This is a genomic window from Bacteroidota bacterium (genome assembly GCA_018266755.1).
Classification (GTDB): Bacteria; Bacteroidota; Ignavibacteria; order Palsa-1295; family Palsa-1295; genus JAFDZW01.
In genome coordinates this window covers 1,739,083-1,760,148 of the sequence record JAFDZW010000005.1, presented here as the reverse complement: position 1 = coordinate 1,760,148, position 21,066 = coordinate 1,739,083, and the positions used below count along the sequence as shown (strand labels likewise).

Sequence of the window (21,066 nt, the reverse complement as noted above, 5' to 3'; positions counted from 1 at the left end):
GTTACGGTTTGAGAAAGTAGATGCGTGCCGCGGTACGGTCGGCATATGCAAGCATGCCGCCAATGGGTGCCCCGACACCTTGAACAAAACCAGTCTCGGCATTCGGAACGCCGAGCTCGGAGGCGGTCTTGCCGTCGCCGAGGTCGAGCGTGACGAGGATGGTCTTGGTTGGGACCGTTGCCTTCGTCGTGAACGTAAACGGGATGTATGCAAAGCCGCGCGCCAAAGACACCGGGGTAACGGCAGGGTAGCTGAATCTCCGCTGCCAGAGTGTTGTCGAATCCGAGGTGCGAAACGCATCGACGCCACTAACAAGGTCGCCGGCCGTCTCGCGGAACCCGCTCGCGACGACGGTCTCGCCGTCGTTGGCGACAGCGCTTACGATATAGGGTAGTGTATGCATCCACGACTGCTTCGCGGCGCTGCCGATACCCGTCCAGAAAGTCAGGTGGGCGACACGTGACTCGCTCTTATCATCGGAAGGTGAGAGCGAGCCGAAGAGAATACCATTCGTGCCACAGAGTGAAAGATTCGAGGTGATACGCGTTCGTGCAAATCCCGATCGGGCAGTAACCGTGCCGGCTGCATCGAACGAGAGAATGCTGTCGGTACTCGATGGGTCATTTGCGCTGAGGGCAGCATAGAGCGTGCCGGTCTTCGGCTCGATGGCAAGGGAAACAGGGACCAGTGCACTGTGATATTTCCATTTCTGCGACCCGTTAGCAACGCCACATGCGACGATCTCGGAGTCGTTCGATACCACGATCGAACCGGAATGGATCACTGCTCCGAGATGAGGCATGCTATGAACCGACGTATGCCACACCACGGAGCCATCAGGTGCAAAGCGCTCGATCGTGCCGTTGAGGTGGATTGCATAGATATTTGCCGTATCGCAGAGCAGTTCGGTGATCGCGGTCGAGTCGGTCGATCGCGCAAGGATTCGGGCCGACTTCTGACTCCCGATCACAATGATGCGATCCTGGGCGATGGCAAAGATCTCAGTGTCATTCGTATTGAGTGCGAGCGGGGCGGAGGTCGGAGCATAGGGGGCGGGAAGCGAGAGGGTAGTAGCGGTTGTCGGTTGACCCGTTGGCGGCAAGTGGTGCGAGCCGTCGAATCCGAACGTTGCCGACGAACGTGCCGGCGGAACGTCATCGGATCGTCGTGCACAGGATGCAAGCGCAACTATGCACAGCAGGACGAACGCGGTGTACCCTCGCTTCTGAAGCATCGATCGTGAGTAATGGCTTCGAAGCATCAATCGCTCCGAAGCGATATTTAAACAAGTTTTTCGAGGAGTTGTTCGGCCCGTGCACGGAGCGCTTCGTTCCCGTGGGCGCCGATCCGTGCAGCTTCGCGAATCGCTTCGACAGACGACCCGGTATTGCGCGCCCCGAGGATATGGGAATAGAGCTGGCGATCCCAGCCGAGCTGAGTGAGTTGCGCGACGATGCATAGCTCGCGAGTGTTCGTCGGGAGCCCCGAACGCGAGAGTGTTTTGCCATACCCTTCGATCATGGCCCATGCGGCAAGCTCCGGACTCAGCCGAATCATTTCTTCGCGCACGCGCGGAGCATTCTTACCGTAGACGATCTGGTAGAGAGCGTCTCCTCGGGCAAAGAACTGTTCGTATTCTGTTGCGATGGCATGGGGCTCTTCTTCAATGATACGCTCCGGTGGAACGCCGAATGTACGTTCGAGAGCTCGTACTCCTTCGAGCGCAGCAGGAAAGCCGGCGAAGAGATAGGATTGGAGTAATACTTCATATAGCTCGTTGAACGAAGCCCGGTCGTTCGCTTTGATATCGGAAAGTACAGCCGTAAGTTCGGTCCTGAGCTCCGGCCGGACGGCAAGGGTCGATACTTCAATCAGTGCGCGGGTCGGATCCTGGAACATCGGTCACAGAATAATTTCGTACCCGTTCGGATTAGATGCGAATGCGAGGGCAGCCAGTACCTCATGCGCGACGGCTTCCGGCTCGATGATCGAGCCGCTTCGGTTCATTGCGCCGAGCTGTGCTTCGGCTTCCGCGCGTGTTTTGCCCGTCTTAGTGACAATGTTCGCGATGCTCTCTTCGAGAATATCGGTTCGCACAAAGCCCGGACAAATTGTCGTGACAGTGACTCCGCTTCGAGCGAACTCCTTTGCAATGGCTCGCGCAAAGCCGAGCAGTGCATGCTTCGATGCGGTGTAGGCGGCCGTATATGCAAAGCCTTCGAGCGCGGCGGTCGAAGCAATATTAATAATGCGACCTTCACGTGATGACTTCAGGTCGGCAGCAAATGCCCGAGTCAAATAGAATGCCGCATCGACATTCGTCGCAAATGCACTGTGCCATTGCAGATCGGTAGTATCCTCTACCTTGAGCGACGGAGCCACGCCCGCATTATTGATAAGAACATCGAGTGTACCGAGCGATGCTGTGACGTGGTCACGTAACGCACCGACGCGTTCGGAGTCGGTTATGTCGCAGACGAACGGGATGGCGATGCCGCCTTCGTGCTCGCTCTCGCGTGCGACAGCGACCAACGCTTCTTCATTGCGCGCGACGAGCGCAACACGATATCCGGCCCTCGCAAGTTCGATGGCGATCGCACGGCCGATACCGCGGCTGGCACCGGTAATGAGAATGTTCATGCGGCCGGTTGGTATGAAGTGCCGATGCACTGGTAGAGGGTATTCGGGGTGTCGGTCGACGCGACGACAAACTGGAAGCCTTCTCGCAGACTTCCGGCGGCCCAGGCGCCGTCGGCGCGAATGGTAAGGAGACCGATTTGCATATCGTCGGTCAAGTGCTTGTCACGTCGGATACGGTCGAGGGCGACGTTCATTGCCTGAATGGGTTCGACCCCTTGACGGATCTGCTCGACAATGTGAAAGCTCGAACACGCGCGCATGACGAGCTCTCCGTTCCCCGTTGCAACGGCTGCTGCGACCTCGCCATCGACGAAGAGCCCGGCGCCGATGATCGGCGAATCGCCGACACGGCCGTGCTTCTTGAATGCAAGACCCGATGTCGTGCATGCGCCGGCAAGCCGACCGGATGCGTCGCGCGCGATCAGGCCGATGGTATCGTGCGACTCGTTTGCCCCAAGCTTCGCACGGTCAAGCTCTTTGCGTACCCCGTTCTCTTCGTACTCGAAGACATATTCGTTTTCGCTTTCTTGCGAGCGACGAAGCCGTACGGAAAGACCCGCCGGCGCGCGTCGCCACGTTTCGTAGAGGGTCTTCGCTGCAGCCGTCAGCAACTCGTCGCGTTCCATCTCCTCTTCTTCTGCGAAGCGTTCCGCACCGGCGCCGGCGAGCATGACGTGCGAAGTCTTTTCCATCACGCGGCGTGCAATACTGACCGGATGCAGATAACTTCGCACGAATGCGACCGATCCGCAACTGCCGTCGTGGTCCATGATGGAGGCATCGAGCGTGACGATGCCGAGCTCGTCGGGTAATCCGCCTTTGCCGACGGACATGCACGTGATATCGGCCTCGCAATGACGGGCGCCGGCCTCGACGCCGTCTAATGCGGAACCGCCGCGAGTGAGTGTGTCGTATATGATACGATTCGGCTCAACGCCGTGCTTCCAGGTTGAGAGAGCGATCACTGATCGGGTTTGGATAGAGTTGAATACTACGATATGCCGAATACGTTAATGCTGCACGATGAACGTCGCACCTTCGCGCCAGCCGAGGCTTTCGAGCATTACACGATAGACGCCGTTCGGCAACGAAGAAACATCAATCGAGATGCGATGCTTCCCGCGAGCGAGCTCGCTCGTGCGAGAGCGAAGCGCGGCGGCACCCGTGAGGTCATATACCCGCACGTCAATCGCGCCCGTTGCGCCTGTTGTTACATCGAGATCGAGCAACGAAGAGACGGGGTTCGCATACAAACGGTCGATGCTGTATGGTCCGGTGACAATGATCGTGCCAGAAAGATTCGAACAGTCGGCAACCGTAACGTCACCCGGCGTTGTAGTGGCGGTGCCGGAGGCGAACGTCTCGATGTTCGTCAGATCGATCGTCGATGTGTTCTTTAACGCGTAGAACGGCATCATCTCTACATTCGCAAATAATCCATTCGTTAGCAGAGACGCGCCATGAGCGAAGATCTCGAACTCGCCAGGCTTGCGTTCCGAACCGCTGACAGTCCAGACGGGAGAAGAGATTGAATTCGCTTCCAGCAGCATCGGGTCGTACGTAAGCACTGCATAGATCGAGTCGAGACCCTGCGCATTCGCTGCGGTGTCGATCGAAATCCGGTACGTGAACGGTACCCCTGCTTGCACAGCGATATGCGCGAGTGTAAAATGCAGTTGTGGTCGAAGTTGCAGTGCTGCAGCACTTCCAACAAGCGTGATTGGTGTGCTGCCATTGATATCGTGCGCTGTGATCACGAGCGAGTCGCGTCCCGGACGTGTCGGGCAATAGCGCAGACGGATCGTTGCGGTAGAATCTTGTTTCAGGATGATCGTTCCGTCAGAAGGGTCGATCAGTGTGAACGGTGCATTTACACCGCCGATCGAAATGGTATCGACACCGCAGGCAAGCGAGACAAGAAGCGTCGTGTCACGACACGAACCGCTATCGACCGATCCGAAATCAAGCGTCGAGGAAGAATAAAGTGTGACGACATCATGAGCGCTGCCCGTGAAATGAAGCGTCAGCACCGTATCGCATGTGCCGCTGTGGGCAAACACAACCATACTATCTGTACTCTGACCAGACGATGTGGGGATGAATCGAATGCTGAAGCCCAGCGAGTCGTTACCACTCGTTGCGCCGCTGATGATGAACGGCGCGATCGGTAGATGCACCGAGTCGAACTGCAAGGTGCCGCTTGCCGTGCTGACGATCGACAGCGTTGCACTATCGGATTGCGTCAGACAGAGCGGTCCGAAGGATGTTCTTCCGTCAATCGCAAATGCGATCGAACGAGGTGTAAACAGAATGACGGCTTCCGAAGTAGTGTCGGCGTTTGATGCGAGCCGAATGGTATCCGCCGCTGTGCCAAGATTGCAATAGCGAACGACGATCTCGGTATCCGTGCGGGCGGGGATCGTCATTGGCAGACGAGGCGAAAGGATGGTCGCGCCGCTGATGCCGTCGAGGCGAACCGGATCGTTGCCATCGGAATGGAGTACGAGCCGCACACTATCGCAGGCATTCGAACAGAGTATGCTCCCGGCGACACTCGATTCCGGCCGTAATATGCGGACTGTGCCGACGCCATTGACATTGATCGAATCGCGGCGATCGGTCAGTACGAACGACGCATGAACGACTCCGGAATCGGTTGGACAGTAACGGATCCTGATCTTCAGTGAGTCCGGCGAATGCAGCAATGTGTCCTTCGTCGGCGAGACGACGGAGAACGGTGGGTTAACGAGACCCGCGCAATGCACGAGCACAGGATCAGAGCCGACCGACTTCACGGTGAACGTTTGCTCAGGACAGTCGCCGACGTGCACTCGACCGAAATCGAGCGCGCGCTTCGAGAGCACGACCCGTTCGTCCTTATCGATTGCACAACCGATCAAAACGACGGTGACGGTATCGTTCTCGGAAATCAGCTGAAGAATCGCAGTGTCTTTGCGAGGACCGGTGTGCGGAGTGTATCGGATGACAAGACTATCAGTGACGTACCCGTCGAAGCGCGAGGTGTCGCGGACGATTGCAAAATGCGTCGGGTCTGTCAGAATCGTGCTCTGCACGATGAATGCGGCCTCGCCGAGATTCGTCAGAAACAGCGGGGCACTCACCGAATCGCTCAGTAAGATGCAGCCAAGATCGAGTGTATCGGTATGTGCAACGGGATGCGGTGTCGGGACGACCCGCACAGCTGCAGATGCCAAGTGGCCGGTTAACCATTCGGGCTCCGCATCCGCAGGATCGGTATGCGGAGCGCTTACCTTTTCGTACACGACAACAAACAGAAGCGAATCATGTCCGAGCGGTAAGCGCGCATTCCATAGTGGCTGAGTCCCTGCGGTGTCTCGCACGGTATCGAGTACTTGCCACGGACTGTGATGATTTCGATAGAACACTCGGATCGAATCGAGCAGATCGCGTTTGCTTCCGCTGATGCCGCCGATGATGTTCGTCGGGCCATGTAATTGCGAGTCGGTTGGAATCAGGACTAGACCGGACGAAACGGCGCCGACCAAGTGACAGGCCGAGCATGTATCGTTATAACGGCCGTCAAATCGTAGTCTGCCGATACTGCCATTGCCACCGTTGAGTGCTACGGAGTTCGTGTCGCCGATGATCCCTCCCAACCCACCGACTCCACCGTCGGTGGCGACCGTCGCTGAATTCAAGATGACACTGTGCCGCGCGGCCAGATACATGCTTCCTCCCGAGCCACCGCCGCCACCCGCCTCTTTCGTAAGTGTGCCGGATGTTCCCCTTGCACCGCGTGCCGAGATCATTGAGTTGTTCAACGTGATCGCACCAAACGATACGATCGTGACTGCACCGCCGCCGCCGCCACCGGAGCCTGTTGTGGAATCGGAGCCCTGTTGCGCGTTGCCCGCTCCTCCGCCGGAGCCACCCATCATCGGAATCAGAAATCTTCCGCCGTATGCATGCCCGTTATTCTTTCCAACTCCGGCGCCCGATTCGCCATCGAGAGCAAATCCACCACCCCCTCCTCCATAGGCGATACCCGGCAGTTCTCCACCTGCCGATGCGCCGCCAAATCCACCGGCTTCCGAAGGAGAATTGCCGCTGCTATACACTCCGCTCGAACCATACGGGCATCCTGTGCCACCGCCGGCGCCTTGATCGGGATTGTCCGAGTTCGTCCCGCTGCTCGCACCACCGAGCACACCGGTGCTCGATGCCCCGCCAAAGCCTTGTGTCGGTCCGGAGCCCGAGCCTGCATTGACGCTGCTCGTCGAGGTATCGCTTCCGCCGCCTGTATAGCCTGCACCGCCGCTGGAGGAAAAACCGCCGCCGCCACCACCGCCACCCGGACCGCCATTGAGGCCGTTGGCTGAGACCGAAAGTTGTACGTTGTCGATCGTTACGCCGCGCAGCGCCAGAATCGTTATCGGATGATAGCGCGGGTTCGCACTGCCGCTATCGGGGTTTTCGGTGTCAATGCTAAAGGCATCGAATGGCGGACCGTTCGTGCCGGAAAGATCGAGCGAATCGACGACAAGCGTGTTGCCATGCGTAAGAGTACCGAGCCCGCTGGACCCGATAACACCCGAACCGACCAGACTGAGCGTGGATTGGGGCTGCACCAACGATAGCTGCTGCGGCGAGCTGCGTCGGTTTCCGACTGTTACGACGAATCCGATCGAGCCTTGGTTTGCCGTCCCTGCGATGCGCGGCGCCATGATCGGTACCTGCATCACGCGCCCGTGCCATGAGACGCATACTGGACCGAAGATCACATGCACGCTATCGGCAGCGTTGAGATACTGCAGACGCTCGTCAGGCAAATAGATGCCATCGGCGCCGAACGCACCGGTATCTGCAGCCGGCGCGAGAATTTCCATCGCCATCGTCATATTCGTCGCGATCGCATCGGGTTGTATGCGAGCAACACGGATCTGCTGTGCGGATGCACTGCACACGAGTGCAAGCACAAGCACTGCGACGAGCGCAAGACGATATATGATGAGTCGTTTCAATTGCCTAAATACCCGTATCTTATATGTCAGGTGAATGATAAGAGTTCACTCGGTGGGGTAGTGGTGTAACGTTGACTATATTAGGATTATATTGTCATTCTGAGCGAAGCGAAGAATCCCTCGTTGAAACGTAGTATGGTCTCCCCGCAGAGATTCTTTGAGTTGCTCAGAATGACATCTTCTTAATCTATTCAAACCGAGCCGCTACCTACTGCAGTGGCTAGCGACTCACCGCTCGATCGTCACCATCACCGTGCGCGAGAGGAATCGGCCTTCGGGGAACGAGTTGTCGTAGAGTTGTTCGTGCGAACCGCGGCCTTCGATAATTGTGCCGGCGGGTAACTCGGCTCCGCGCTTTCGGAGTTCGCTTCGCAGACGGTCCGCTGCGGCAGTGGCACGTTCGGTGCTGAGTTTCAGATTGTGTTCGTCGTCACCCATCTCGTCGGTATACCCACGAATGATCACACGCCGGGGCTTGATGCGTTTGAGCGCATCGGCAACGAGGCCAAGAATACGCTCGTTCTTTTGCGTTAGAGAGGATTCGTCGAAGTTGAAGAGGATCAGACTGAATCGATCGAGCTTCTGTTCTTCGTTGAGCTCGATACGATGCTGTTCGAGTTTGATCGCCGTTCGTGCCGAGCCCGCGTTACCAGTTTGCGTATTTGCGTCAAGTCGGATCTCGAGCGAATCCGCACCCGAGCTAAGCGCTTCCTCGGTGATCGTCCAGTCTTTCGTCTGTGTGTTTGCTTGTTCGGAATTTCCGTCGAAGCGTTGGATCTCTTGTCCGCCGATGCGGATCGAGATGTGATAATCGACGTTCGTATCGGCCTCCGGCCACGTTGGGACAACATGCAACTGCGGCGGATTCGCCGTATGCTCGATGTTGGTGACATAGAGCGGATCCGTCAACCTGTCGTCGCTCGAGAGGATCTCAACACGACGGTTCTCGGCCTGACCGAGCGGCGTCCCGCTTGGGCTGGGTTTTTCCGGCAATGTCCGGCCGACAACAGCGATGCGTGACGGTTCGATGCCCCAGATCCGCACCAAATAGTCGCGAACGGCTTCTGCACGCCGTTTGCCGAGCGGTGCGTTATCTGCTTCCGCACCGATGTTCGATGTGGAGCCGACGAGTTTGATCGTCAGTTGTGGCATACGCTTCAATCGGTCGCCAATAATATTAAGCGTTTCAAGGTAGAGTTCGCTCGTACGTTCGCCGCGCCGCTCCATCGAGCCACGGAAATTTCGGGCCGCATCGTCGGGGCTTTTATAACGTACATATCGCGCCGGGATGGACGCGTCGGAGCTGTCGAAGAAAATATAGTTGAGCAGCGGAAATGCATTACGGGCCTTAACCTCGCGGACTTCCAAACGGGCGACCTGTTCGCGCAATCCGTTCGGGCCATCGGCAAACGCTTCGATGCCAACAGCAAATGGCTTGACATGCGGCGGCTCCGGGATCTCGATATGAACCGGAACACGCTCGGTATGCGCTTCGCGAATCGTATCGGCGTGTGACGACAATTGGAATCGAAAGGATACTCCTGCCTCGATCGAGTAGAACTTGAAGTAGTCGGTCGTCCCTCCGAGCGGAAGTAACGCTGCGACATTCGGCATTGCGAAGAGGGTATGCGAGAGTGGGACTTCATACCCAGCGCGGAGTATGACGGCTGGCACGATCGTCTGAGCGTTCGGAAGTGAACCGCTTGCCTCAACCGAATCGAGCAATGCTCCCGGGGTCACGCGGTGTATCGTCTTTGTGAACGACTGATCGAAAAACAGACCGACCGTCGGCCCCCCTTCAAGTATTACGCGTTCGGTCGGCTGCCACCGCAGCAGCAGATCGACGGAGAGCATCTTCGTTGCGGCGCTGATGGTATGATCGAATTGGATCGAACGTACGGTACGAGATCCGCCGCCGGTATCGGCAACGGCAGGCGCGAACTGGCCAAAGACATGATCGGCAGCGAGAGAACGACATGCAAGTGTCGGATGGAGCTGAATCTCGTTCGAGAGCGGGAGCAACACTCCGGCAGCGATATACAGCGGCGTACCGCTTCCTCGGGTAAACGTATCGCAGCCGCCGGAGATCGAGGGCGGCATGAGGGATGCATTGTCGCTATATCGGACAAATCCGGCTCCTCCTGCGAGTGTCAGACTAATCGGAAGATGCGCGACGATGCGGGTGTTGTAGATGGTCGTATCACGGTAGGCAATGCTGTCGCGCACCGAAAAGGCATACGTCGACCCCGCAAGCAAAAGCCACGACAGAAGAAGGGTTGTAGCAAAACGGTATCGTGTGGGGTTCTGCACCGTGCGTAGTGTAACAAGCAGCGCATATAAAAATACGTCTTCTGCAAACAACATTCCGTGTTACCGAAATGGCTACAGAAGACGTACCACAGAGGGAATTACTATTCCTACTTCTTCTTACTTACTTTTTCTTTGGCAGATCGATTTTCACTGGTGCCGAGCCAACGGTCGTGATCTGGTCGGTCGTCTTGTCCTGCATCGGCGTCACAACAGTCTTCTTCGCTGTCGTGCGAGTTGCAGTGGCTTGTGCAGGGGCGCTTCCGAGATCGGCTGGCGTATTGTTCACTTCCGGCGCCTGGAGTTCGATGGTAGTAGGCGTGGTGGCCGGAGTGACATGTGTAGTGTTGACGATCGGCTGCTTGGCGACCGGGGCCGGATGGTTCGACGCAACGTAGCTACGGACACCATAGCCTCCGAGCGCGGACGCAACGATCATCGATGTCGTCACAAGCGCGTTGAGCTTTGTCGCAAAGAGGGCCTTGAGTGCAGACGATTTGGCAACGGTTGCGGCAGTCGCAGCATTGGCCGATTCGGCGGTTGCAGCGGCGGCAACACCGATGCCGATCGTGGCAAGCACAGCCGGGCGCAGATCGCGCGACGGCGACGTCAGGACCTCATCGCGATGGATGATATTCTTGAGCACGAGCTCGCTGCGGAAGGTTTTCCGCGTTGCATCGTTCGATGCAAGCGAGATCAGGAAGTCTTGTTCCTGTTCGTGCGATAGTTCGTTGTCGATGAACGAACTGATCTGTTCGTGTACATTCATACGTTGTTTCCTTACACTCATCAATGCTCGTGTTCCGTCGTCCGCAAATCCATCCAGGCTGAGACGATGGTACGCAAACGTTCTCTGGCGCGATGCGCACGCGCGCGCGCATTCGCGGCGTTGGTGCCCATGATCTCGGCGACTTCGTCGTAGGTGTAGCCTACATATTCGCGCAAGACAAACGCCTCGCGCTGATTGAACGGGAGCTGCGCCAGGGCACGCTGCAGGAGCTCGCGAAGATCGGCGTTCTCGATATCTTTCGTACGGACCATCAGTTCCGACTCGTCGGCCATGTCGTCGAACGAAAGGTTCAGGTGGCTCTTGCTGTCACGCAATGCGTTCAAGCAGTAATTACGCGCAACTGTAAAGAGCAACCCGGAGAACCGACGAACTTCGATCTGTTCACCGCGCATCTTGTACATCCGGATCCAGATCTCCTGGAAGAGATCGCGAGCCTCGGTGTCGTTTTTCAAGATGCGGCAGCAATACACATACAGCGATCGCTCGAATGCATCATAGAGCGTTCGAAACGCTTCGTCGCTTCCTGCCAAAAAATTGTGAAAGAGCTGTGTTTCGCGGTCGGGCGTCAGACCCGATGCGGCAATATCTCCCTCGCCCGAATGCGCCGGTTCGGGCGCAGACGCTGGCGGTTGGCTTGCCTTCCGCTCTTGCTCAGAAGGCACGATATCGTCTATCAGGTTTTTCACAATACGCTCCGGCCTTCTGCTTTCACTTCTATGACACGAACACAAGGCAGAATGTGACACAGAGGGCAACGAATTGTGCCCCGGACATTCCTGCGGGTTTCTATAAACCGAATAATTACAATCGCTTATCCTACCTGGCAAATTCGCCGGTATCCCATCGTTCCGGCGGTGCTTCGCCTCGGTAATGGGCCACGTACTTCATGTAGTTGTCCGCTCCCTCGAGCACCATGGCCTTTTCCTCGTCGGTTAGGTGCCGGATCGGTTTGGCGGGGATGCCTGCTGCGAGCATGCCGGCGGGAATATGCACGTGCGGTGTCACGACAGCCCCGGCCGCAACAAGCGCCCCTTCGCCGATGACCGCTCGGTCCAGAACCACCGAGTTCATCCCGATGAGTGCTCCGTTGCCGATTGTACAGCCATGCAGCACAGCCGAATGCCCGACCGTTACGCCCTCGCCGACCCATGTAGGATTCTTATAATGGGTTACGTGGATGACGACGTTGTCCTGGATGTTCGAATTGCGCCCGATGCGGATGCGCTCCACATCGCCTCGGATGACGACGTTGAACCACACGCTCACATTCTCCTCGAGCATAACATCCCCGATCACGCGAGAACCTGCCGCAAGGAAACAGCTCGGATGCACGACGGGCGTCTTGCCCTGAAACTCGTATAGTTTGCCGGATTCCACCGGCTCAATAATATATCCCATACATCCCAAAAAGAATAGGGAGGGAAATGAATTCCCTCCCTCGGTGAAACACTTCGGTGATCGTCACTTATTTCGTCTGCCCAACAATGACGCCGCTCGCACCCGGCTGCAGGAATCGGGCAAGACCGTCCGGAAGCTCAAGGCGGTTGGTCACGATCGGTTGTGGTGTCGAGATGAAGCCGTCTGAATCACCGTTCACGGCCATATCGCGCAGTAGCTCGATGCGCCAACCCGGAAAGTGTGGGTTGGGGATTGACCGCTTCGGAGTGGTTGGCGGCTCAGGTAACACGAGCATGTGGTCTTCCGGAATGAGCTGAGGATTTGGGATGATGAAATTCTTTGGAAACGGACTGTAGAGATCAATATCCGGCAACTGTCGTAGCCTGCCTAGCGAATCGAGGAACGGTGAGATCAATCGATTACGGTGTTCGTCCGGCAAGACTTCGTCGAGCTTCTTTGAGAGTTCTTCGATGCGTTCGTGAAGTTTTTCAATCTCTTTGCGGATGGAGTCGCTCAGCTCGCGGCGCGCAACGCGCTTGTTCTCTTGGTCCGTAGAGGTGACGGAGCTTGGCGAATCACCTAGTTGAAACATCCGTGTGTGGTCTTTCGATTGCGCGTGTACTTCGGCCACGACGAACGCGGCGAACAAGGCGAGCATGAAAAAAACTCTGACCATTCCGATGGCTCCTTTCTATGATTGGATATGTGCTGCTATCGGCAAAGGATTCCGAGAGTTCGATGAATAATGTATGTTGCAACGATGAACGGGCCAGAATTTGTCGTAAATTAGAGATAGGATTGCCGAATGCTTATGCTGAAGAACCGCACATTGCGCCGAGCAAGCGCACTTGCATCATTGCTCATTGGGTTGAGTCTGTCGTCTGGCGTGCTTGCACAAAGTTCGCCGACGAGCTTTCGCGCCTACCTCGCCTCGCTTCCAGCGCCGCAGACCGCACCGAACGATGCGACGCTTGGTGTGCTCGACCCGAACGTCCTTGATACAGCAAACGATGTCAAGCGGCTCGAACGCCAAATGAAACAATTCTTCCAGACGCGTCGCAAGCCGCCACAGTCAGCGCTGGCAAATCAGGCACCGGTGCAGGTAATGAAGAACGACACTGGTACTCGCACGGTCAACGACGAGACGGCGCTAGCCACGAAGAAGTTCACAAACACAGTGCAGTCCGAGCCGACAATCTCCAACGATTCGCTGCTTACACTGTTGCGACAACTACAGGCGCTCAATAACGAGATCGAGACGTCCTATCGGGCGCTCGAGAATACCTTCGACGAACAAGTGCGCGCAATCGACGAGAAGGCACGGCAGGCCAACCAGAGCGAACCCTGCAACGGCTCGGCAGAGTGTATTATGCGGCATCGTCGCAACCGCGCCTCCGGACTTGTCGAGGCCGAACGCTGGCGCATCGGACAAGAAGCGTCGCTGCTCTCTACGCAAATGGCGACACTTGCACCGCCCTTCGCTGTTGCCGACGAAGTCATTCCGCCGGAGATCTGGAGGGTTGGCGACGCGAGTAGAAGAAAACTCATCGACCGATTCGGCGAACATCTCAGCGAGTTATTCACGCTGGTTGCAGAACGGATTGCGTTGAACAGAATGCATCTGGCGACATGCTGCCGCCTTTTGCGCGAGGCGCAAGGGAAGTAGTGCTCAGGGATTATCTCTCTCCCAGTCTTTCAATTGCTGTACGTATGTAGCGGCCTCGATCACCGCGCCGCTGTATCGGCCCATCAGTTGCTGAACGCCTGAGATCTCCATTGCCTGTGCGGCCGTAAACTGATCGAGATAGATCTGGGTCCTCGCCTTCGAGCCGTAGCCGGTCGAAGCAAGGATCGCATCCATCGCCGCATACTGTGCCCGAAGTTTCTGGACGTACTCTGCATAGATACCCCGTAGATCGGCCAGCAGGACATTCGCAGCGGTGACGTGTCCTTTCATCGCTTCGTGATTTTTCGACTTCACGCATTCCGGATCGGCATACTCTCCCTCGCCGCCTTTGATCTTCGGACACGAATCCATTCCACCCTGGAGTGCACGCATTACTTGTAAATGCCGGTCGTCGCTTCGCTGCGTGGCTTGGACAAGATCGGAGTTGAATTTACTTGTGAACGCAGCAGCCTCTTTGCCGGTCATGAGATCCTGCAGCTTGTTCGCAGCCTCGACGACCGAACGCTCTTCGGGCATGCGGCTCTGGTATGCATCGGTTCCGGCTTTGCCCTGATTCGCGGCGACGGCTTCGCTGAGCGTGTTGCCAAGTCCTTCTGCGGTCTTTTCATATGCCTGAAGCGTCGGACATACGAGGTTGCCGAGTTCGTCGTGTGTGCACCACCGATATGCTTCGTCGGCAGTCTGAGGAATCCCCCCGTTGGCAAGCAACGGTGCGATATCCTGATGCAAAAGCGGAGAGCGTTGTGCGAACGACGTGTGTGCGACGCATAGCATCGCAAGGGTGAATGCTACGAAGAGTCTCATGGTCTAAAGGGAATGGGCGAGGTGGACGCCCACATCGGCGTCCGCCCCAAACTCGAATGAACTTATTGCTTCACAAACTCGACGCGGCGATTCATCGCCTTACCTTCGGGCGTATTGTTCGGCGCGATCGGATTCTTCGAGCCGAAGCCTTTCGTGCTCATGCGTGACGCATCGATACCCATGGCAACGAGCTGTGTTTTGACCGCGCCTGCGCGGTCGTCCGAAAGCCGGACGTTCGAGTTTGCATCGCCATCGCTATCGGTGTAACCATCGATCTCGACGTGGATGGCTCCGTTCTCTTTGAGAAACTTCGCGATCTCATTGAGCACACCCATGCTTTCGGGGCGCAGCGTTGCCTTGGCGACATCGAAGGTAATGCCGTGCGTGACGAACTTGCCGTCGGTCATGATGTTGCCGATCATGTTCTGCGAACCGCCGCCGGCAATGCGGACATTCTTGAACGTGATTGGTACATTCTGATCGCCAATGCCGCCGAACGTTACGCTCACCGGCGTGAAATCGCAATGTGGGACGACCAGCGCGCGAACGTTATCGACGTATGCTTTGAGCTGATCGTTCTTGTAAATGATCGCGCCGTGATGCCACTTGCCGTAGTATGTCTCGTCGTCGGCGATGTCGTTGCCTTCCAGGTCGTGCGGGAATGAGCCGGTGTGGACTTGTTTGCCGAAATACACCGCCGGGCTTGACCCATCGGACGCCTCGAAACGGATCATCGGGGCCCATTGGCTCGAGTTGGCCTGGTAATAATCGAACTCGATCGTGAACGGGTCCGAGAGATAGCTTTTGGTTTTGAGGCGTGGCGAAACAATTGCATAGTTGCCGTCGGTGAGCAAGAATGCGCGTTCGCCATTGATGGTGTTGACGACAGCTTGCCCCGCGTCGAGATTCCAGTGCGCTGCGAACTCGCCGTCGACGTCGTCGCGGAAATCGTCGGAGAAAATCACCGTTTCGCCCGGTTTGAAATCGTAATTATTGTATGCTTTGAATGCTTGCGCAGAAGTCGTCGTATTCGATGCAGTGCCCGTATTTGACGACGATTGTTTGCTCTGATCGTCCTTCTTGTCGTCGGTTTTTTTCTCGTCGGTCTTCTTCTTTGGGTGCAACGCATCGTCGACCGATTCGTCGACCTTCTTATCTACCTCGCCGCTGATCTTCCCAAGAATATCGATTTGCGCAGATGCGGGGCGCGACAGCAGTATGGCACATGTGCCCACGAGCAAAAGAGTCAGGATACGGTTCATGTCTGCTCCTTCAGGATTCGGTTGTTAGATAGGGTGAACAGTTCGGGTGATGGATGCCGAATGATCGGCTGTTAAAATACGCATGAACCGGCGGCAATATTTCGGCAAGCGATCCGGAGGCAACAAATGCAGGCGTGAGCGCACAAGCAGGCGACCGTGCGACCTCTACCGCTCCTCGATTCGGACGTTGTAGTCTGCGTTTGCGCCTTTGCGACGTCCCTGGTAAATATACATGACTCGCACGGTGTATTCGCCGGGGGCGAAGCGGCCGTTATATTCTCGCACAGGCGAGGGTGTCAGGTTCGTTGTTCCGCGCAGCAGGTAGAACTTCACGTCGGCGCTGTCGCTCGAAAGCGAGATGCCGCCGTCGAAGAGCGACTCAACGTCGAACGTATGCTTCATAATCTGGCCCGGTGCAACGATCCCCTCGAACTGACGACGATAGAGCGTGACGTAGCGCTGCGGGACGCCACCCGTGCGGCGATGATAATTTTCGTTGTATCCGTTCGGTGCGCCGGGCGCAGCGAACGAGAGAGCGCTGTCGTCGATCGCTTTGATGAAATACACATGCGGGATCGGTGTCGTGTCGGGTTCGGCGTGGGTATAGAGCGTCAGCGTATCGGAAGTAAGCGACCAGTGAATACCCGAGATGTTACTCGTCGCGCCGACAAGCATCAGGCGGCCGTCCGGCAGGAGGTTGTAGCCTTGCTCGATGCCGCTCGAATCGCGCCGGACCCAAATGCCCGGCAGCTTCTGTGCGATCGTTTTGTAGAACGTGGCACGTATGCTGTCGCCGTGTGCGGTCGTATCCGCCTGCCCCGGCTGCTGGTTATCCATTTCTTTTGCACACGAAAGCGCCAACGCACCCAGCGCCAACATGCACACGAACATCCCCCACCGCTTCTCGATCATACTCATCCGATGCAACTGATGCAGATACAACAAAAAATAGGAAGAGAAGTCCCCGACGTGGGGGGACGGGTCGGCCTGACGTTCTTAGCACCGTGAAATAGTAGCTCCATCATGGCAGAAATTCCATGGCAGAGCAACCTTCCACTATTGATTGTGGTCAGAGACACGAGCATTGCAATGTAGGATTCGGGTTCGGTTTTCGCAAGGATTAGCTTTTCATTCGAAAAATTGTCGTCGGGAAATCATACCGGGTGTCAGTTTCGGGCACCTTCATACGTCTTGTCGGTATATATGATTGTGCGATAACGTTAGTATGCGTACTTTTTGGGAGAGTCGAATGATCAAGTTCTGTGCAGTGGTAGTACTGTTTGTGATGCTTCTGGCTTCGTCTGCCGGGGCGCAGTGGACGATGGTTGCCTCGAATCTGGTGGGTCAAGGGGATTTCGGAAATTCCGGAGTGATGGCAACCGGGGGCGGCGTGGTCTGGGCAGGGCTACATCAGTTGTATAAGTCGCTTGACAAAGGTGCTACGTGGTTGACGGTCCCGCTGCCACCGAAGACCGCTATAACCATCCAGGCGGCAACATTCTTCGACGACAAGACGGGTATCGTCTGCACCGATCTCGGTGCCTTTCTGACTCGCGATCAGGGGCTGAACTGGGTTTCGCTCTCGGGTACCGACGTGATCTTCGCCGCAGCATTCTCCGGGTCTGACTCGGAATTCGTCATCGGCAACCGTACGACGCACAATGCGATGTTCACCCGAGATCGCGGCGCTACGTGGAATCAGACTCCGCTTGGTGTGGTGCCGAAGGATTTTTACACTGTCGGTCCGGGACATGTGATCGCATTCGTCGAGAATGCACAGGCAAGCTTCATTGCAGTCACAACAGACTACGGCAAGACCTGGGCGACCCAATCTGGGACGATGGAAGCCGATGCGCATACGTTCGCCGTCGTTCCGTGCAACGAGAATGTCATCTTCGGCATCAACGAAGAAGGAGGAAATTATACGCAAGACAATTCGAATTCAGAGTTGTACGTTACGAAAGATGGGGGCCAATCGTTCAAAAGCATCTTATCGTATCCGCTGACGACGCTGTCGGGCTGCATGCTTATAACGCCAGGAGTGATCTATCTTCCCGCTCGCTCCATGGGCATCCTCGAAAGCACAGACACCGGTTCGACATGGCAGACCGTGCCCGGCCCGAATCTTCCGTATGATTCGCGAGACATCGTCAGGATCGAGGATACGATCATTTTCGCAGCAGATAACTTCGGGTCGATCTGGAAACGCATCGACTCACGGGCGGCGATGACAGCCCCGAAAGGAACGTTGACCGTTAGCCCCGAGACGATTATTTTCCCGACTCCTGTCTCGCCGTGCGGCCCGTCGGCCCGTGCTGCGGTTGCCATCCATGCCGGTTGCGGAGCCCCGTCAATCGTCAAGATCAAATTGGCAAGCGGTGACGACGATAAGTATTTCACAATTTCTTCGCAGCAGGAAGGTGATTCGCTGCGGATTCAATTCCTCCCGGATTCGGGTAGGATCTACAACACCACGATGCAACTCGTTTTAAGCAACGGTGACACTATCTTCGTCCCCATCCTTGGTCGAGGGAAAAACCGCGAGCACGTTGAGTTGCTGACGATGCCCGGCGCCTTTATGGATACGGTTGAGGGGACGGTCGATATCCCGATCATGTCGCAACCGGCGTTGCATGCGGGTACGGTGGATCTGTCGGTTCACTACGATGCGTCGAAGCTGGTGTACCGCGGGACGTGGACGCCGTTGGGCGGAACGGACCGTACGACAGCGACTGCGTCGGGTATTGCACGGCTGCACTTCAGCCAACAGGATCTACAGGGGGCGAGACCGGTGATCGCATACGTTCTCTTCGGCATTACGCCGGCCGACACACCATGCACATCTGTATCGTTCGATTCGGTCAACATCTCCGATCCGACCGAGTTTAGCTGTCTTGCTGCCGTGCCGTCGTTCTCGACGACTGTCTGCGCCACCGTTTCAACTGCGGATGTTTCGTCGCCCGATGTGCGCATCGCAGTAGATGTGCCACGGCTCAGTGTCATACCGAATCCCGCGACCGATGTCGCGACGATTCATTCTCCATTGGAGCTTGGGGTTGCCGATGTATCGGTGTTCGATGCGATTGGCCGGGTTCTCACAACAACGAGGGGTCCGCTCGGTCCGGATCGTTCGCTACCGATCAACTTGAATAGAGTACCATCAGGCTCATACACCGTTCGCATCCTCGCGAAGGGGTATTCGTTCACGCTGCATCTTGTGCATGAACAGTAGTCGCGGGTGTAGCGATCACATTCCCTCTTTGATCTTCTTCATCTCGGCCAAGATGGCGTCTACTTCGTCGAGGGTGTTGTAGAAGTGCGGCGCGATGCGGCTGCCGAAGGGCGGGCGGTAGTCCACGATGAAGCGGCGGCGGATGAGTTCGTCGTTGATCTCTTTGGTCGAGCGTTTACCTTCGGTGATGCCGTTGGGATCCACAGTGACGTGCCCGCCGCGGCGATGCGCTTCGCGCGGGGCGTTGGCTTTGAAGCCGTATTCATCCGAGAGGTCAAAAATACGTTGCGTCATTTCGAGCGACTTCGCACGGATGTTCTCAATGCCGATCTCACCCATCATCGTCAGCGCAGGGATCGCCGTATAAAGACACGGCACCTGAATGCTCGACGTCAGGAAGCGATGCATGCCTTCGGCAAAGTTGACGTCAGGCATGATGAAGTCGAACGGTTCTTTATCGCTGAGCCAGCCACGGATGGCAGGACGGAAGCGATCCTGTAGGTCACGACGAACGTACATGAAGGCGGCTCCCGGTCCGCCGCAAAGCCACTTCAATACGCCGGAGGCAAGAATATCCACGTTGAGTGCCTTCACGTCGATCGGCACGACACCGGCCGCCTGATAGGAATCGATCATCACGAGGGCCCCTTTGCTGTGTGCATGATCGATGATTGTCTTGATGTCCTGCAACGCGCCGCTGCGGAAATAGACGTGGCTGATCGGGACGATGAGCGTCTCTTCGTCGATCGCATCGCAGATTTTCTGCGTGTCGACGGTGATGCCATCGTCCGACTTCACCAGTTCAAGCTTCGCACCGTACTTCTGCCAGCCATGCCAAAGATAGCTAATCGTCGGGAAGTGAAGCTCAGTGAAAACAACCTTGTTGCGTTTGCCGGTGAAGTCGAGGCAGCTTGCAATGAGCGCAGAGCCGACCGTGAGATTATGAATGAGCGTCACATCCTGCGCTTCGGCGCCGATGATCTTGCCGAAGAGGCCGCTGACCGTATCGACGAGCGGAAACCACGAGTGCCACGCCTCGACGCCTTCGGTCTGCCACTCATGAGTGTAATGCATCAGTTGCGATTCGACCTCGCGCGGCATGGCGCCGAGCGAATTGGAGATCATATAGGTCGACGTCTCGAGGATCGGGAAATGCGAGCGATATTTGGCGGCGAGCTGGTCCATCGTATGAGCAAGATCGAAAACACAAATTTACGCACGGAGCAGCAGACGTATGGCCGGATACAAAAAAGAAGAACGACGCCATCCACCCAATGACGTCGTCCTGCTTGTGGGGAAAGGTTTGTCGTTACTGAGCTACCTTCTCCTGTTTCGCCGGGACAAACAATGCCCCGATGAAATATCCGATGAAGATCCCGTACAGGATCATGTACTCACGGTTCGATGCAATGGCACACGTCCCGTCAGGGCAGCCGACGAAGTGATAGTAGAGATATCCTCCGATCGCACCGATGGGCAGCATTGCCCAGCGCATGAAGCGTCTGAACTTCGTCATTTCGCTGCTCCTTGTTCGGTCGGCAACCCGGCAGCATTCCATGCGGTGATGCCGCCATCCATATTGATGATCTTGAACCCTTTCTTTGAAAGGATCTCCGAGGCTTGCTTCGAGCGATGGCCGCTACGGCAATAGGCAACGACCGTCTTGTTCTTGACCGATGCAAGCTCGCCGATTCGGTCTTCGAGTTGTTGGACCGGAATGAGCTTGGCGTTCTTGAGATGTCCCGTCTCGCTTGCGTATTCTTCCGGGGTGCGGACGTCCAGCACGACGGCCGTAGTATCCTGCTTGAGGAACGTCGTCACTTCGGCCGGCGTGTAGGTTTTGTAGGATTGTGCTGCACCGTCGGAACACGATGCAACCGCAACGCCGAGCGTGGCGAAGACAACGAGGAGACGAAGCCGGGTCAGAAGGGCAGAATTCATTC

General features: G+C 56.6%; 18 protein-coding genes. 2 read left to right on the top strand and 16 right to left on the bottom strand.

Annotated elements, in window-relative coordinates; genetic code table 11:
- Position 1: 1 nt before the first annotated feature.
- From JSS75_12150 to JSS75_12105, 10 genes are all read right to left on the bottom strand, one after another.
- Positions 2-1,234 carry a hypothetical protein gene (locus JSS75_12150; protein MBS1904450.1) on the bottom strand — a complete coding sequence of 411 codons (1,233 nt, stop codon included), beginning with the start codon at positions 1,232-1,234 and terminating at the stop codon, positions 2-4.
- 47 nt (positions 1,235-1,281) lie between these two features.
- Positions 1,282-1,899, bottom strand: coding sequence for a carboxymuconolactone decarboxylase family protein (locus JSS75_12145; protein MBS1904449.1), 618 nt, complete (start codon positions 1,897-1,899; stop codon positions 1,282-1,284).
- Positions 1,900-1,902: 3 nt separating this feature from the next.
- Entirely contained in the window at positions 1,903-2,640 is a 738-nt protein-coding gene (locus JSS75_12140; protein MBS1904448.1) for an SDR family oxidoreductase, read from the bottom strand.
- Positions 2,637-3,605 (bottom strand): isoaspartyl peptidase/L-asparaginase, encoded by a 969-nt coding sequence (locus JSS75_12135; protein MBS1904447.1) that lies wholly within the window; start codon positions 3,603-3,605, stop codon positions 2,637-2,639. Before JSS75_12135 ends, JSS75_12140 begins: the two co-directional genes overlap by 4 nt.
- 45 nt (positions 3,606-3,650) lie before the next feature.
- Entirely contained in the window at positions 3,651-7,643 is a 3,993-nt protein-coding gene (locus JSS75_12130; GenBank protein ID MBS1904446.1) for a hypothetical protein, read from the bottom strand.
- 228 nt (positions 7,644-7,871) lie between these two features.
- Positions 7,872-10,007, bottom strand: coding sequence for an OmpA family protein (locus tag JSS75_12125; protein MBS1904445.1), 2,136 nt, complete (start codon positions 10,005-10,007; stop codon positions 7,872-7,874).
- Positions 10,008-10,074: 67 nt separating this feature from the next.
- Positions 10,075-10,719: a hypothetical protein gene (locus JSS75_12120; GenBank protein ID MBS1904444.1), complete on the bottom strand. Its 645-nt coding sequence runs from the start codon at positions 10,717-10,719 to the stop codon at positions 10,075-10,077.
- Between the two features lie 20 nt (positions 10,720-10,739).
- A complete protein-coding gene (locus JSS75_12115) occupies positions 10,740-11,426 on the bottom strand; it encodes a sigma-70 family RNA polymerase sigma factor (protein MBS1904443.1) in 687 nt (228 codons plus the stop codon).
- 130 nt (positions 11,427-11,556) lie between these two features.
- Positions 11,557-12,138: a gamma carbonic anhydrase family protein gene (locus JSS75_12110; GenBank protein ID MBS1904442.1), complete on the bottom strand. Its 582-nt coding sequence runs from the start codon at positions 12,136-12,138 to the stop codon at positions 11,557-11,559.
- Positions 12,139-12,205: 67 nt separating this feature from the next.
- The gene (locus JSS75_12105) at positions 12,206-12,814 is read right to left on the bottom strand and encodes a hypothetical protein (protein ID MBS1904441.1); all 609 of its coding nucleotides are present in this window, start codon (positions 12,812-12,814) and stop codon (positions 12,206-12,208) included.
- A gap of 135 nt (positions 12,815-12,949) precedes the next feature.
- On the opposite strand from JSS75_12105, the gene JSS75_12100 reads away from it, so the two are divergent.
- Entirely contained in the window at positions 12,950-13,804 is an 855-nt protein-coding gene (locus JSS75_12100; GenBank protein ID MBS1904440.1) for a hypothetical protein, read from the top strand.
- Between the two features lie 3 nt (positions 13,805-13,807).
- On the opposite strand, the gene JSS75_12095 is transcribed toward JSS75_12100, so the two are convergent.
- The 3 genes from JSS75_12095 to JSS75_12085 all read right to left on the bottom strand — a co-directional run bounded on the left by JSS75_12095 (position 13,808) and on the right by JSS75_12085 (position 16,803).
- Positions 13,808-14,629 carry a hypothetical protein gene (locus JSS75_12095; protein ID MBS1904439.1) on the bottom strand — a complete coding sequence of 274 codons (822 nt, stop codon included), beginning with the start codon at positions 14,627-14,629 and terminating at the stop codon, positions 13,808-13,810.
- A gap of 62 nt (positions 14,630-14,691) precedes the next feature.
- Positions 14,692-15,891, bottom strand: coding sequence for an OmpA family protein (locus JSS75_12090; protein ID MBS1904438.1), 1,200 nt, complete (start codon positions 15,889-15,891; stop codon positions 14,692-14,694).
- A gap of 165 nt (positions 15,892-16,056) precedes the next feature.
- Positions 16,057-16,803 (bottom strand): hypothetical protein, encoded by a 747-nt coding sequence (locus tag JSS75_12085; GenBank protein MBS1904437.1) that lies wholly within the window; start codon positions 16,801-16,803, stop codon positions 16,057-16,059.
- Between the two features lie 337 nt (positions 16,804-17,140).
- Between JSS75_12085 and JSS75_12080 the strand changes: the two genes are divergently transcribed.
- Positions 17,141-19,123, top strand: coding sequence for a hypothetical protein (locus JSS75_12080; protein ID MBS1904436.1), 1,983 nt, complete (start codon positions 17,141-17,143; stop codon positions 19,121-19,123).
- A gap of 15 nt (positions 19,124-19,138) precedes the next feature.
- On the opposite strand, the gene JSS75_12075 is transcribed toward JSS75_12080, so the two are convergent.
- The 3 genes from JSS75_12075 to JSS75_12065 form a co-directional block, all read right to left on the bottom strand.
- Positions 19,139-20,308 carry an aminotransferase class V-fold PLP-dependent enzyme gene (locus JSS75_12075; protein MBS1904435.1) on the bottom strand — a complete coding sequence of 390 codons (1,170 nt, stop codon included), beginning with the start codon at positions 20,306-20,308 and terminating at the stop codon, positions 19,139-19,141.
- A gap of 124 nt (positions 20,309-20,432) precedes the next feature.
- Entirely contained in the window at positions 20,433-20,618 is a 186-nt protein-coding gene (locus JSS75_12070; protein MBS1904434.1) for a hypothetical protein, read from the bottom strand.
- A gap of 17 nt (positions 20,619-20,635) precedes the next feature.
- A complete protein-coding gene (locus JSS75_12065) occupies positions 20,636-21,064 on the bottom strand; it encodes a rhodanese-like domain-containing protein (protein ID MBS1904433.1) in 429 nt (142 codons plus the stop codon).
- Positions 21,065-21,066: the final 2 nt, after the last annotated feature.